The sequence below is a fragment of the Caenibacillus caldisaponilyticus genome (assembly GCF_002003465.1).
GTDB lineage: Bacteria > Bacillota > Bacilli > Bacillales > Sporolactobacillaceae > Caenibacillus > Caenibacillus caldisaponilyticus.
In genome coordinates this window covers 1-14,804 of sequence record NZ_BDDQ01000048.1, presented here as the reverse complement: position 1 = coordinate 14,804, position 14,804 = coordinate 1, and the positions used below count along the sequence as shown (strand labels likewise).

Genomic DNA, 14,804 nt, shown 5'->3' with positions numbered 1-14,804 from the left:
ATGAGATCGCYYCCTCACCGGCCGCATAAAAAAAACGCCCGGACGGGACGGCGCCGGATCGACTGATCGGTTTTGAAAAGGCGGAAGCGGAAAACAAACGCGGATCCGCTTGTCCGATACGATTCATTCCGTTACAACTACAGCGTTGCGGTGCTCCCTTTCCAGCCGTAAAAGCGCGATCTTTTTATCCAAGCCGCCGCCATAGCCGACGAGCGCGCCGGACGCGCCGATCACGCGATGGCACGGCACGAGGATGGGAAGGGGATTGCAATGGTTGGCGCCGCCGACGGCGCGGACGGCGGTCGGTTTGCCGATCTGGCGGGCAATGTCTTTATAGCTGCGCGTTTCGCCGTAGGGGATCGTCAACAGCGCCCGCCACACCTTCATTTGAAAATCCGTGCCGAACCATTTGGTCGGCACATCAAAGACGCGGCGGCGGCCGGCGAAATAGTCCTCAAGCTGGGCGGCGGCTTCATTGAGGACGGGCGCTTCGGCCACCCGAACATCGGTCAACCCGTATCTTTCTCCCCAAGCGCGAATCTCCGCTTCGGCCTCCCCAACCGTACCGAAAGCGATGTGGCACAGCTTGTCGTCATGGGCGGCCAGGGTCAGCGGACCGATCGGGCTGTCCATCTCCGCCATGGCGAGGAATGTCGTCATTTCAAAAGCCCCCTTATATGCATGTTTGAAACGGATCAGCCTTCCGCAAGGCCAGCCGTTTCAATCTTTTTTAAAGCTTTTTGGATCTCGCGGCGCACGTTTTCGTCTTCTTCCACGGCCAGCGCTTCTTCCAGCGCCTTCCCGATTTTTTCGGACGATGAGGCGCCGCCGTTGCTGGCCGCGATCTTGCCGAGCGCCCACGCCGCCGCGCCTCGGATCACGGGGCGCGGATCATCGGTCAAGCAGGCGATAAGGGGGGCGGCGGCCGCGCTTTCTTTATAATTGCCCAGCGCGATAATCGCGTTTCTTTGGATCGGTTTTTTCCCGCGCCACGCCCCCGCCATGGAACCGAACTTTTCTTTAAACTCGCGGTTCGTCATGGCCAACAAATCGATGAGCTTCGGTTTCACGAGCTCCGGGTCGGGTTCCATTTCCGGATGAAGGTGGAAGTCGATCCCCCGATTATACGGACAAACCACCTGGCATGTGTCGCAGCCGTACACGCGGTTGCCGAGTTTGTCCCGGTACGGTTCCGGGACAGCATCCTTTTTCTGGGTGAGAAATGCCATGCATTTCTGCGCGTTCAATTGCCGGCCTTGAACGAGCGCGCCCGACGGGCATTTCTCGACGCAAAGATTGCACGAGCCACACAAATCCTCGACGGGCTGGTCCGGAGGAAACGGAATGTTGGTGATCATTTCCCCCAAATAAACGTAAGAGCCGAACTCCTTGGTAATCAAAAGGGTATTCTTTCCGATCCAACCGATCCCCGCGCGCTCGGCGACGGCTTTATCCGCGAGCTCACCCGTATCGACCATCGACTTCATTTTGACATCCGGCACTCTTTCCGCCAAAAACGCTTCAAGCTTCCGCAGGCGGTCCCTCAAAATCTCATGATAATCCTTTCCCCATGACGAGCGGGAAAAACTGCCGCGGCGCTCGCCCCGCTTGTTTTCCGGACGTTTTTTTTAATTTCGCCGGATAGGCGAGGGCGATCGCGATGATCGATTTTGCTCCGGGCAAAAGCCGCTCCGGTTCCGTCCGCTTTTCGATGTCCGGTTCCTCAAACCCGGACTGATAGACAAGGGTCCGCTGCCGATAAAGGCGCAGCTTCAACTCCGCAAACGGATCGGCGGTCGCGAAGCCGATTTTGTCAATCCCGATCTTTTTGCTGTATGCGATCAATTCCGCTTTCAATTTATCGTAATCCATGGTCATCACTCTTTTTCCCAAGCTCCGCCATTCATGTTATCATAGAATTGATGCGGACGGGTTAAAAATTTATGGAAAAATGAAACGAAGGCTGGCACAGGTTGATCAAAATGGTATTGAAGGAGGAGCCGCTTTGGAAGTCGTCATCTCCCGCGCCTTAAAAGAAACCGTACCGGACTTCAAAATCGGAGTGATTCAATACGATGATATTACAGTCGGGGCCACCCCGCAATTTTTGCTGGGCCGCATCGCTTTTTTTCATGAGGAATGGCTGGCAACCAACGGCGAAAAGCCGATCGGCGATTTGCCCGGCGTGAAAGAATGGCGCCGAGCATTCAAAGCGGTCGGCACCGATCCTTCCCGTTATCGTCCATCGCACGAGGCGCTCATCCGCCGTTTATTAAAAGAACGAACGATTCCGAGCGTGAATTCGGCCGTGGACGTGAATAATTACTTTTCCATTAAATATGAGATGCCGATGGGCATTTACGACCGTGAAGCTTTAACGCCCCCCGTCGTCATCAAAATCGGGGACGAAACCGACGCGTACGAAGGATTGAACGGACGGGAGATGAACATGGCAGCCAAACTCGTCTCCGCCGACCAAAGCCAAGCTTTCGGCAGCCCGATCGTCGATTCCAGGCGGTCCATGGTGACGGAAGCGACGCGCAGCGCGCTCCACATCCTGTATCTCCGGCCTTCTTTTTCGGAAAAAGAGGCAAACCGGGTGACCGAAGAAGTGGCCGCCGCCTTCACCCACGTCAACGGCGGCACGGCCGACTGGAAGGTCATTCGTTAAGCGCTCGCGGGCTTCGCTCCGCGGACAGGACGTTCATAAGATGAAAGGAAGTTTCAGAGATGAATCCCGAAATATTCAGCGTCGACTACTTTAAAGAAGCGCTCAAGGTCCAAATCGAAAAGAACAAGGCTCACATGTCGCCGATCCACGCGATGAACAGCTACTATCGGTCGGTTGTCTCTTCGACGATCTATGACAACCGCCGGAAAAAAATCGATCTCATCATGCGCCTGCGCAACCTGGATCAGGCCTACAACGAGATCAGAGAAGAGCTGCGCCGCCAGGACGATGGGGATCATTGAACCCTTTTTGAGCCGCCGATTCAAAAAAATAACGCGGGACTTGACGGACGCTTTTCACCGCGTTGACGCGCCATATCGGGCGGCTGGATCATGGCGGTCGCTTGCCGCTCGGTCGGTGCTTGAATCTCAATGCTCGTCAAACGCAAGGCGCCGGTTCCCGGAAAGGCACGGGACCGACGCCGATGTGCTTCGTTCAATTTTCCCAAAAGATCGTTCGTTATGCGATATGAACGGATAGCGTCCGGCTTGGCAGCCGCCGGCCGGAACTTTTCTTGCTTATCAATCATATGGCTTGCGGAAACCGGCTTTTACAGCCTCTTTTTCGGTCATAAAACAGCGCTCCGCTTTGGTGACTTTATAAGAGCGGTCGGACGGCACATGATAAATCCGTGCGCCATGCGAATTGATATTGCCCTTTATGTGCCCTTGACAATTCCCGTTTTTATCGGGAGCAAAACCGATGGAGCTGTCATCCGTCTTCAACGCGCCGGTCGAAGACGACGCGCCCGCCGAATTTGCCTTGTCTTTTATGACCTCCGGATGATAGCCGTCCGCTTGGACGTAGCCCGGCGTTTTCCAAATCCGCAATTTTTTATCCTTTGCCTCGGCCTCCGCTTTCCGGTAACTTGAAAGATATTTGGTATTAGGAGGATAGACATAGGCGACGCGGGCGTAGCCGTTTTTCAACAGCAATTCTTCGACCGATTTCCCTTTTATAAAAAGGTAGGCCAAGAGCCGTCCGTACTTGTCGTGTCCGTTGTCCACCGCCGGTTCGACTTCGACCGTTTTGCCTTCCAAAAGTTTTTTCGTGAACGCGGCGGCTTCCGGGCCGTACGGCTGAACGCCTTTCGTCGGGTGATGCGTTTCCGGCGTATCGACGAGCAGCATCCGGATCGTCACGACTCGCCCGCGCAGCCGCACCTTGACGGTATCCCCGTCGATGGCCTCGATCACCTTGGCCGTTTCCGTATGGCCTCGTTTTTCCTGCGCAGCCGGCGCAACAGACTGTGTACCGGTTTGTTTAGCCGTTGTTTCGACTTTCGAATGCGCCGTTGCCGGAGAGTCCGTACCGCTCGGCTTGGCCGCCTGGCAACCCGCAAGCACCATTGACAGCAACAGAACAACCGTGAGCAATCGTTTCATCATGCCAACCACCTGTTTCTTGTTTCCGGTCAATATCATAACACGGAGGTGCCAGTCATGACGAACGAAATATCAATGTCCATCAAAATATTTCCACGCGTTTATACATCCATTTATGGAGCCCCCAAAGCACCACACCGATCAGCAAGCTCATCCAGGCCGGAATCGGGATAACCGGTATCATCTTATTTAGAAAAATAAACAAGATGGTTGGCAAAATATATGTAAGCGCGATCGGGATAAGATAGCGCAACAATATGCGCGTGCGAAATCTCTTAAATGTGGACTCCCTCATAAGCATTAAAAGGAGATCGACACCGAGACACATGACAATGGGGATTAAGAAATAGTCCACGGAAAATCCTTTGGGTTGCGGCAGATCGATAAACCGGTTTAAGAGCGGATGAACCGCCAAGCGAAAAATCGCATCCATGAAGAAGACGATATACAATCCAATGTTGAAAATGAAGGCATAGCGCCGGAAACTGAATGGTGACCGTTTGCCGACCGACCGTACCACTTCTTTACAATACGCTTCCGGATCCGTCCCAAACACGTCTTCCGCCGATCGCCCCTCTTGTTGAGCGATCAGCAAATGATCCAGCATTTCCAAGAGCAGTTCTTCCGTCGTCTTTTCCGGAATCGGGCTTAAGCGCAAATAGAGAAGCATCTTTTCATAATACTCCCGGTTTTTTTCATTCAAGAGCTTCCGCCGTTCGTTGTTTAATTTAATCATTTCTTCTGCCGTCATCTTCCCCACTCCCTTGATTCAAAATGCGCTCAACGGCCGCTTTCATATCCATCCAGTTTTCTTTAAATTCCTCCAAAGCCTGATGCCCTTTTTCGGTCAACCGGTAGTATTTTCGCTTCGGGCCGTTCGGTGAATCCCTCAAGATTCCGGAAATCAACTGCTCCTTTTGCATCCGCAGGAGAACGGGATATATGCTGCCTTCGCTCACAAACGTCAACCCGTATTCCGCCAACTTCACGCTTAATTCATACCCGTAAACCTCTTCACGGGCGATGACCGCCAAGATGCATCCCTCCAAAACCCCTTTCAGCAATTGACTTTTTAATGCCAAGTCTTCTCACCACACAATTCCGCTTCTTTTTCAAAACGCCGATATGACGCGACACATAAAGGATGGCTCTGAGCACGCATGGTATATTGTTAAGCAAGGTACTAGGCGGAAAAATTACTACCTTGTTAAATAAGGTAGCAAGATGAGTATATACGATCAAATGCCAGAAATCAAGACCTCTTTTTGATTTTTAAAAAGCATCAATGGCGTAAATACGGTGCCGTCATCGCCAACGTTTCGTCGAAGTTCATTGGTTAATCCGGGCGATTGCCTCCGTATTTCGCTCACAGCACATCCTAGCCTTCGGTTCATGATGGGCATCCGCAGCTGCCCCGTTTGAGCCTTTCGCTTCCCTATGTCCATACACTAAAAAAGAACGGACGACAAAAGACGCCCGTTCTTTTTTGAGATTATGTTCCGCATCGCCGTCTTGCCAAGGAATCCAGTGCTGAGTCTTAGCCAAAAAGTGCACATGCAATTTATCAAAAAATCAATGGCCTATCAATCTTAAAGCAGACTTTCCCATTACCAAAAATGAATTAACATATGATACAAAACGAAATGAGACAAACATCTAGGTTTTCGGATCACGTTACGGGTCATGGCGAGAAGAATGACGAGTAAGCCAAATTTTTGCTTCAATACTCTAGGTGTTGGGCTTTCATCAAATCTTGAAAATTCCTATATACGAGTGAAAGGGAACAACGGCAGTCTCGGTCTTCACGGACGAACTGAAACCTAACCGTGCCCCCTTTATTCCCGAACACCCGAGCGTCATTCATCGGAAAGGTACTTTAGGTTCCTTTTGAATCTCATGTCATTCCATACCTGTGGCTATCCTATGCTTCGATACCGCTGATATACAACATAAACAGCACAGTTCAATGTCATTTACATCTTGTAATCGGACCCACTCAGCGGTGTTGACTGGATGGCGATATTATCTACAGGCAGTTTTTTACGGAGAGTTAGAATTAAAAGCCCCGCCACCATCAACGAGAAAGCTAGGTAAAGATAAGCCCAAGTGAAAGTACCGGTATGATCTTTAAGAATGCCGACCAAGTAAGGGCCTACCCAACCGCCCAAGTTTCCCACTGAATTAATCAGGCTCACTGCTCCAGCCGCCGCGGAGTCCGAAAGGAAGGACGTCGGATAAGTCCACCAAACGCCCATACCGACGTACACACCGACAGCGCTGACGCAAACGAGCACAAAACTCCAAAATGGATTGGAGATAAACGGACCCAGACCCATGCCAAAAGCGCCAATAAACATGGGAATCGCGACATGCCATCTCTTCTCGCCTGTACGGGAGGAGGAGTGGCCGTTAATGACGAAACCAATCAACGCAATGGTCATCGGGATAACAATGAGCCAGCCAATACTGGCATTGGACCACCCGGAAACCGCTTTCAAAACAGTCGGCATCCAGAAACCGAAGCCCCAAAAACCGGTGATCCACATGAAGTAGATCAGGCAGAGCTTAAGCACTTCCTTATCGCGCAATGCCTCCCATATCGTATAGCTCTTTACGGAATTTTTTTCGGCGATTTCACGTTCATATTGCTCGGCTAAGGCTTTCTTTTCGTCCTCACTCAACCACTTGACATCTTTCGGCCAGTCAGCCAACCAGAATGCCACGATAAAACCGAAGAGAACGGCAATCCCGCCTTCGACTAGAAACAGCATTTGCCAACCTTTCAGCCCCAGCCAAGACATATCCAATAATACTCCGGCCAAAGGTGAACCGATGATGTTTGAAATCAACAGCGAAGTCAACATGATGGACACAGCCGTCGGTCTTTCCTTTACATTGAACCAGCGGGGGATAATCACGGCGTAACATACCGGATAAAAACTTGCTTCCGCCGCACCGATCAAAAACCGGACGATGTAAAACTGCATCTCGCTGTGGATAAAAACCATAAGAACGCAAGCGATCCCCCAACTGATCATGATTCTGGCAATCCATTTTCGCGGGCTCCATCTCTGGGCAATCAATGTTCCCGGGATTTCAAACAAAACGTAGCCCAAAAATAATATGCCCGAACCCATCCCAAAAACTTCTGCAGTAAATCCGAGATCCTTGTTCATCGTCAAGGCGGCATAAGAAATATTCAGTCGATCAAGAAACGCCATGACGGAACCGATGAAAAGAGGGAGAATAATGTACATATATTTTCTGGTCAGCGTTTGATCATTCACGGAACCATCGCCCCTTTTAAGAATTTCTTCATGACCCCCATCCTTCGACAACTATCTTCCCGTTTGCCTTTGTTGGATCGTCCGCCACGATTTTCAGCGTTCATCGCTTTACGCCATGACAAGCCCCCCATCCACATGGATGCAAGATCCGGTGATATACGATGAACTCTCACGGGCAAGGAATTCGACGGCATTTGCGACATCCGCAGGAGTTCCCCACCGCTTCATCGGCACCTCGTCGATGTCGTAATGATGCCCTTGCGTCATGTCTGTGACAATCGGCCCCGGCAACACCGCATTGCACGTAATCCCCCATTTTCCAACTTCCTTGGCCATCCAACGCGTCATATTGATCACCCCCGCTTTGGAAGATACATAGGCGATTCCGGAACGGCCGCCGGAACCGTCGGAATGGACAGGGCCAATCCCGCCCACCTTTCCGGAAACGGACGCGATATTGATGATTCTTCCGTATCCTTTCTGCTTCATATAAGGAAAGACGGCGGCCTGACACATTAAAAACGTTCCGGTCATATTGGTATCCACGTCAATGCGCCAGTTCTCCAAGGTCATTTCCTCAAACGATTCTCGGTGACATGTTCCCGCCACGTTCACTACAATGTCTAGCGTGCCATAGCGATCAACAATTCGCGCAAGGGAACTTCTTACTTCATCTTGATTTCTGACATCCATCTGGAAGGCATCCACACGGCTCGGTTCGTTCAATTTTTTCGCGCTCTCATGCACCGTTGCCAGCACATCCAGCAAAATCACCCGATGTCCGACACTTAAAAGCTTCTCGGCTACCGCAAAGCCGATTCCCCTCGCCGCTCCCGTCACAACCGCCGTTCTCACAAAAGAACAACCTCCTTTACTGGGCAACTTCCGTCTTTCTTTTTGGAACATGCACTGGCACACCCAAAGAAACCAATGCGGTTTCATGAAGGACTTCGGACACCGTCGGGTGGGCGTGAATCGTACGTGCGAGTTCTTTCGTCGTCACTTCCAATTCCAGAGCCAGCGCCGCTTCTTGGATAATTTCTGTGACATGAGGACCGACCAAGTGAATGCCGAGTACGATCCCAGTGCCACGTTCCGAAATCATCCGGCACATGCCGTCAAACTCGCCAATCAGAGCCTTTCCGTTAGCTTGCATGCCGATCTCTGAAACCTCATAATTCACCCCCGCTTGAGCCACCTCTTCTTCGGTCATTCCAACGGACGCCAATTCCGGTAAAGTATAGATGCATTGCGGAATCATGAAGCGATTTTTACGTTTTGCGGGTTTCCCCAAAATATGCGCAACCGCAACTTCAGCATCCATCATAGCGGCATGCGCAAGCATCACGGGATTCGAACAATCGCCTATGGCGTAAACATGTGGCAGATTCGTCTGACAGTAGGAATTCACCCGTATTCTCCGGTTTTCGAGTTGGATACCGGCTTTCCCTAAATCCAGCGCATTCAAGTCCGCCGCGCGACCGATGGCCACCAATACTGCATCCGCTTCCAAGCCAAACGTTTCACCATTTTCATACTTGGCCGTCACATTCAAGCCGAAACCGCTCAAATGCCTTTCAATCCGCTGAACACTGGCTCTCGTATAAAAAGAAATCCCATGAGACGTCAATTGGCGTTTGAGCGCTTGAACCGTCGTTCTGTCCATCCGAGGCAAAATTTCATCCGCAAATTCCACGACATCGATCCGGGATCCCAGTTGCCGGAACATGGATGCAAATTCCAAGCCAATGACGCCGCCTCCGACAATGACTAATCTTTTTGGGACATCTTCAATCGAAAGTATGGTATCGCTCGTATACACACCTGGCTCATCGATGCCTACGATCGAAGGTAACAACGCTTGAGAACCTGTCGCAATAATCGCACGGTCAAACGTAACGGAGATTTCTTTGCCATTTCGTTCCGCCACAACAACCTTATGCGGCGATACAAACCTTGCCGTGCCCGATACAAGACGAACCCCCGCATTTTTGAGCAGCGCCTTCACGCCGGCCGTTAATTGTTCCACAACTCTTCTCTTTTTGATTTGCGCATGTTCCCATTGTTGTTTGGACATGGAGGATTCCGCTACCCAACCATTGCGGACCGCCGTGGCCCAATGAGCGGCCGTCTCAAGTAAACTCTTCGTTGGGATACATCCGATGTTTAGACAAGTTCCCCCAACACGAGCTCGTTCCACCAGAGTAACGGACAGACCGCCATGCGCAGCTTTCAGCGCCGCCGCATATCCGCCGGGTCCGCCGCCGATTACCAAAACATCCATATCTTTTCCCCCTTGCATCAAAAGAGAAGCTGCATCGGATCCTCAATACACCGGGCCAGCGAATCCAAGAACCGGGCACCGTACACCCCATCCATCGCGCGATGATCGAAAGACAGGCTGAGCGTCATGCTGATGTTTTGCGCGGTCCCGTCCGACGATGTCATACTTTGGACCGAGCGCCCAATCCCCAAAATCCCCGTTTGCGGTGGAACGATGATAGGCGTGAATCCGTCGACGCCGAACATGCCAAGATTTGAAATCGTAAACGTTCCGCCTTCAAGTTCATCGGGATTTAAGGAGCCAGTTCGGGCACGCTCCGAGACGTCCGCGATTTCTTCCGCCAATTCCGGGATGGATTTGGAGTTGGCATGGCGGATCACGGGGACAACCAATCCATTTGAGACGGCGACGGCGAGTCCCAAATGCACGTCGTCAAAAACTCGAGTGCCGTCCCTTTCATAATGCGCGTTCAGAAGCGGATGTTTAGGCAATAACCGAGAAACCAAACAGGCAATGACGGCAGTCATCGAAATCTTTTTCGTTGTTTTTTCGGATGCTTTCTTCCGCAACTCGAACAATCCCTCGGCATAAACGGAGCGATGGAGCGTGACATGAGGAATCGCCGTCCAACTTTCCGTCATGCGTTTAGCGATCGCCTGGCGCATGGAACTGTGAGGGATGACTCTGCTTCGGACATCATTTACCTGTTCCACATATCCCTCAACATCAGCGCGCCGGACGCGTTCACCGTCCAATGTCCTCAAGTTCTCGGCACCCAAGCCATGTTGCTCGACAACAACCGCAGCGGCCGGCGTGATCCTCGCGACATGGGAAGTCGATTCCAAACGCTTGAGAAATTCAACCACGTCATCCGCTTGGATTCGGCCATATGGTCCTGTGCCCGTGACCCGATCTAGCTCAACGCCCTTGTCTCGTGCGATTTTCTTCGCAAACGGCGTCGCCAAAGCCGGCTGGGCCGGCGAAGCCATGACAGGTTGCACGTCCGAGGCTTCGTCTTCTGATGGATGAGGCAAAGAGGCAGCGGGCCCCTCTTTTTCGTTCGGAACTTCCTCGCCGGGCCGACCGATCCATGCGATCGTTTCCGCGACCGGAGCGCTTTCGCCGGCGGGAAGCACGATCTTTAACAGGGTGCCTTCCACCGGAGCTTCCAACGAATACGTGATTTTTTCCGTCTCAATTTCCGCGATCGCTTCCCCGACCGCGACCGTATCTCCCTCCTGTTTCAACCATGTTGCAATCGTTCCTTCCGTCATCGTGAGCCCCAATTTTGGCATGACAACCGGTTTCATCGTTTTTATTTTCACCTCCTTACTAGATGCGGGCATTCAATAATCCGCGTATAGCAGATATGATTTCGTCCACCTGCGGAACAATCTCGCGTTCAAGCGGCGGACTGAACGGAATGGGATACGGTTTGGCGCCGATGCGAACGATGGGGGCATCGAGATATTCCACGGCTTTTTCGGCAACAACGGCCGATATTTCGGCACCTACACCGCCGCGTTTGACCGCTTCGTGAACGATGAGAAGGCGATGGGTTTTTCGCACGGAGGCGAGTATCGTTTCGACATCCATCGGAACGATAGTACGGAGGTCGATCAATTCCACCTTTCCTTCCACCTCGTCTCCCAACTGTTGACAGGCCGCCTCGACCTCCGTGAACATACGAGAGTAAGATACAACGGTGAGGCTGTCGCCTTCCCGTGTCACTCTCGCTTTACCGATCGGCGTGATATGCTCGCCGTCCGGCACCTGGCCTTTACGTCGAAACAAATCTTTATGTTCGAAATAAATGACCGGGTTGGGATCGCGAATCGCCGCCTTCAATAACCCCTTCGCGTCTTCCGCATTGGAAGGAGCCACGATTTTTGTTCCCGGAATGTGCATGAAAATGGCTTCCAACGACTGTGAGTGTTGGGCCGCTCCGGATCGTGTCACACCATCAGGCGCCCTCAATACCAACGGCAGATTTGCCTGACCGCCGAACATATAACGGATTTTGGACATTTGGTTCAACACTTCGTCCATGGCGACGCCGAGAAAATCGGCAAAGTGCATGTCGATGACCGGAATCAAACCGCCCAGCGCCGCACCGATTCCTGCACCGACGATGGCCGTTTCCGAAATGGGTGTATCGCGAACGCGTTCGAGGCCGAATTGATCCGCCAATCCTTTGAACTGTCCGAAGATGCCCCCTTGGCTAGCAATGTCCTCCCCCATGATAAAAACACGAGAATCGCGGGCCATTTCTTCTCTCATCGCTTCCAATGTCGCTTCCGCAAATGTCACTTCCCTCACTGCACACCATCCTCCACAAACAAATCCTCATATGCCTGCGACGAATCCGGGAAAGGGCTGCTTTGAGCAAATTCGACCGCATTCTTGACTTCCTCGACAACCTCTTGATCGACCTGTGTCAATTCCTCGGATGACAGAAGATTTTCATCGGTGACGCGTTGGACAAATCGTTTGATCGGGTCGTTGTTTTCCAACTGCTCCATGATTTCTTCACGTCTTCGATATTTTTCCGGATCTCCAATAAAATGGCCTTTGACCCGGTAGGTCTTCACTTCAAGCAGAGACGGGCCGCCGCCTTTCCTCGCCCTTTTTACTGCCTCATCAGCTTTCTCATAAACATCAAAAACATCGTTCCCGTCGGCGATGAGACCAGGAATGCCGTAGGCTGAAGCACGAACGGCAATATCCTCGACCGCTGTGCTGTTGCGGTAAAACGTCGTTGAAGACCATTGATTGTTTTCGCAAACGAATATCACGGGCAACTTCCATATCGCCGCCATGTTTATTCCCTCATGAAACGTACCGCGGTTACTCGCACCGTCTCCGAAGAAAGAAACGGCAATGCGACCGTTATCAAGCAACTTGCCGGCCAAAGCTGCCCCTACAGCGATATTGATCCCACCGCCAACCACGCCGTTAGCACCCAACATGCCAATGCGGAAATCGGCGATATGCATGGAACCGCCTTTCCCCTTACAGTATCCTGTTTCTCTGCCATACAACTCGGCCATCATCCTTTTCATATCTGCACCCTTGGCGATTGCATGGCCGTGCCCACGATGAGTGCTCGTGATGTAATCGCTTTCATTTAAAAGATCACAAATCGCCGTCGCAACGGCTTCTTGCCCAACATACAAATGGACAAACCCTGGAATTTCTCCCGCCAAGAATTTCTCATTCACCGTTTCTTCAAAGACCCGAATACGCATCATGGTTCGATACCAACGCAGCAACGTGCCCTTGTTCACGAAAATTAAGCCTCCCTCAAAATGTTGCCTTTGTAACCCAGGCTCAGTGACGCGGCAAGCGCCTCTCCCTTTAGATATGCAATGATTGTCTCATCATGTGGATGATAGCGATTGCTCGGCATTGATATGGACATCGCCCCCCAGATGGAACCGTCATATTTAAAAATGGGTACTCCGATACAACAAATTCCAATTTCGAACTCTTCTTCGTCGAGGCTATACCCACGCTTTCGGGTCAACAAAAGTTCCGCATCAATTTCATCCCATTGAACTTTAGAATTGGGGGTTCGCCTTTCCGGAGGATGTTTTGCTTTATACTGTGCAAGATCCTTCTGGGAAACATATGCCAAAATTGCTTTGCCGAGCGCTCGTACAAATGCATGATCACGATAGCCGACATAAAGTGATCGCACTTTTACCGCCTGGTCACTTTCGGCAATATGGCTCACCACGACTTCCCCATTCTCCCAAGTGGCGACATAGGAGGTTTCACGTGTTTTTTGCGCCAATGAATTGACCAAAGTCACGATTTTCTTGGGCAGTGATTTTCTCTCCTGAATGAGGTTGCTCAAATAGGAAACCTTGTAGGTCAACACGTATTGGTGCGTTTCTTTATCCTTTTCAACATATCCCGCCGCTTCCAAAGTGTTCAGCAAATGATAGCAAGTGCTTAAGTTGATGCCTGAGACTCGGCTTAGCCATTTTGCGTTGCATCCATCTGATTGTTCCGCAATAATCTCCAGCAGCTTTAGTCCTCGATATAGGCTTTGGATCGTCCAAAGCTGAGAGGATTTGGGCATCGGTTCCATGTTCTCACCCCTAATACGTTATCATTATTTGAAATTTAATTCATGATCTTTCAAATTTGAAAATAAGTTATATTTTATTATTAGTCAACGATATTAATTTCAGATAATGAAAAACAGATCAAGCGGCGGACAATAATAATTGAGAAGCCTAAAAACAAAAACCATGAGAAACTCTTCATATAATAATGACACATCTTAAAAACATCGGGATTTTATTGAGGCCGGAGGAATGGGGGAATATTCTGTGAGAGGATTTTGGCATGGATGATATGGAGACGAATGGCAATACAACTCGTGTTTGTCAGGTTATGGTTATGTTATGCGTACATTCCTGAGCGTTTGTCCGTACAAACGTCATATAAAGGAGACAAAATTCTGGAACGAGCGCCTCTTACATGTTAAAAATTCACAAATCCCCTATCGCCGCCATATGGTGATCCACTCTCTTGATGCTATATAAAGAAAAAAAGATAGTTTCTCCCTTTATGAACTTCCATAGTTTCGATAGCCACATGTTAAATATGCATGGAATCGATTCCCCGTTACTTCAGAAAACCTGCATTAAATAAATGCTATTCACCTATCCAGCTTGGGACTGTAGTTTGTACGTATACAGTCGGATACATAACAATCGAGTAGGAGGGGGTGACGAACCCCCGTCCCCTCACACCACCTAGCATGCGGGTCCGCACTAGGCGGTTCGCCAATCTTGACGGAGTTCAAAATATCTCTGCGTTAAACTCTTCAGCCCTTGCTTAAGCCAGTAGGCTTTGCCAAGGGCTTTATGCAATTGAGGCGTCCTTGTCGTACGCCAAGCCCCTTTCCGAGTGTTAGCGATCTCGAACACTTCGTGTTCTTTGAGCCCAAGGGCTCTCAGTTCACGAATTCGAGTTCTCACCCTTTTCCATTGGTGCCAACGGCACAGTCTCAACCTTCTTCTTATCCATTCTTCCAGGCGCTTCAAGGGAGAGGGGGTCTCAATTAACGCGAAGTACCCCATCCATCCCATGGTATATTGGTT

The 14,804-nt window shown here is 50.8% G+C and carries 14 protein-coding genes and 1 pseudogene; 2 read left to right on the top strand and 13 right to left on the bottom strand.

The window, feature by feature from the left end; genetic code table 11:
- Window positions 1-123 precede the first annotated feature (123 nt).
- Together CCB157_RS12735 and queG are read right to left on the bottom strand one after the other, a co-directional pair.
- The gene (locus CCB157_RS12735) at window positions 124-660 is read right to left on the bottom strand and encodes a methylated-DNA--[protein]-cysteine S-methyltransferase (protein ID WP_077616258.1); all 537 of its coding nucleotides are present in this window, start codon (window positions 658-660) and stop codon (window positions 124-126) included.
- A 35-nt stretch (window positions 661-695) separates the two neighbouring features.
- A pseudogene (queG, locus tag CCB157_RS12730) lies at window positions 696-1,872 on the bottom strand (tRNA epoxyqueuosine(34) reductase QueG).
- A 133-nt stretch (window positions 1,873-2,005) separates the two neighbouring features.
- Here queG and CCB157_RS12725 point away from each other — a divergent pair.
- Window positions 2,006-2,671: a B3/B4 domain-containing protein gene (locus CCB157_RS12725; protein WP_077616257.1), complete on the top strand. Its 666-nt coding sequence runs from the start codon at window positions 2,006-2,008 to the stop codon at window positions 2,669-2,671.
- A gap of 59 nt (window positions 2,672-2,730) precedes the next feature.
- Window positions 2,731-2,973 carry a protein YvfG gene (yvfG, locus tag CCB157_RS12720; RefSeq protein ID WP_077616256.1) on the top strand — a complete coding sequence of 81 codons (243 nt, stop codon included), beginning with the start codon at window positions 2,731-2,733 and terminating at the stop codon, window positions 2,971-2,973.
- A 279-nt stretch (window positions 2,974-3,252) separates the two neighbouring features.
- On the opposite strand, the gene CCB157_RS12710 is transcribed toward yvfG, so the two are convergent.
- From CCB157_RS12710 to CCB157_RS12660, 11 genes are all read right to left on the bottom strand, one after another.
- Window positions 3,253-4,116 carry a thermonuclease family protein gene (locus tag CCB157_RS12710; protein ID WP_238594708.1) on the bottom strand — a complete coding sequence of 288 codons (864 nt, stop codon included), beginning with the start codon at window positions 4,114-4,116 and terminating at the stop codon, window positions 3,253-3,255.
- A gap of 82 nt (window positions 4,117-4,198) precedes the next feature.
- Window positions 4,199-4,867, bottom strand: a complete 669-nt coding sequence (locus CCB157_RS12705; protein ID WP_077616253.1) for a DUF1129 family protein — start codon at window positions 4,865-4,867, stop codon at window positions 4,199-4,201.
- Window positions 4,845-5,198 carry a PadR family transcriptional regulator gene (locus tag CCB157_RS12700; protein WP_077616252.1) on the bottom strand — a complete coding sequence of 118 codons (354 nt, stop codon included), beginning with the start codon at window positions 5,196-5,198 and terminating at the stop codon, window positions 4,845-4,847. Before CCB157_RS12700 ends, CCB157_RS12705 begins: the two co-directional genes overlap by 23 nt.
- 891 nt (window positions 5,199-6,089) lie before the next feature.
- Window positions 6,090-7,403, bottom strand: a complete 1,314-nt coding sequence (locus CCB157_RS12695; RefSeq protein WP_202970045.1) for an MFS transporter — start codon at window positions 7,401-7,403, stop codon at window positions 6,090-6,092.
- A 108-nt stretch (window positions 7,404-7,511) separates the two neighbouring features.
- A complete protein-coding gene (locus tag CCB157_RS12690) occupies window positions 7,512-8,258 on the bottom strand; it encodes an SDR family NAD(P)-dependent oxidoreductase (protein WP_158077311.1) in 747 nt (248 codons plus the stop codon).
- Window positions 8,259-8,274: 16 nt separating this feature from the next.
- The gene (gene lpdA / locus CCB157_RS12685; RefSeq protein ID WP_158077310.1) at window positions 8,275-9,687 is read right to left on the bottom strand and encodes a dihydrolipoyl dehydrogenase; all 1,413 of its coding nucleotides are present in this window, start codon (window positions 9,685-9,687) and stop codon (window positions 8,275-8,277) included.
- A 17-nt stretch (window positions 9,688-9,704) separates the two neighbouring features.
- A complete protein-coding gene (locus CCB157_RS12680) occupies window positions 9,705-10,997 on the bottom strand; it encodes a dihydrolipoamide acetyltransferase family protein (RefSeq protein WP_158077309.1) in 1,293 nt (430 codons plus the stop codon).
- Between the two features lie 22 nt (window positions 10,998-11,019).
- A complete protein-coding gene (locus CCB157_RS12675; protein ID WP_193432301.1) occupies window positions 11,020-12,006 on the bottom strand; it encodes an alpha-ketoacid dehydrogenase subunit beta in 987 nt (328 codons plus the stop codon).
- Window positions 12,003-12,974 carry a thiamine pyrophosphate-dependent dehydrogenase E1 component subunit alpha gene (locus CCB157_RS12670; protein WP_369688678.1) on the bottom strand — a complete coding sequence of 324 codons (972 nt, stop codon included), beginning with the start codon at window positions 12,972-12,974 and terminating at the stop codon, window positions 12,003-12,005. The genes CCB157_RS12675 and CCB157_RS12670 overlap by 4 nt, the downstream gene beginning before the upstream one ends.
- 5 nt (window positions 12,975-12,979) lie before the next feature.
- The gene (locus CCB157_RS12665) at window positions 12,980-13,783 is read right to left on the bottom strand and encodes an IclR family transcriptional regulator (protein WP_202970044.1); all 804 of its coding nucleotides are present in this window, start codon (window positions 13,781-13,783) and stop codon (window positions 12,980-12,982) included.
- A 691-nt stretch (window positions 13,784-14,474) separates the two neighbouring features.
- A partial coding sequence (locus CCB157_RS12660; RefSeq protein ID WP_274519636.1) for a group II intron maturase-specific domain-containing protein occupies window positions 14,475-14,804 on the bottom strand: 330 nt, incomplete at its 5' end.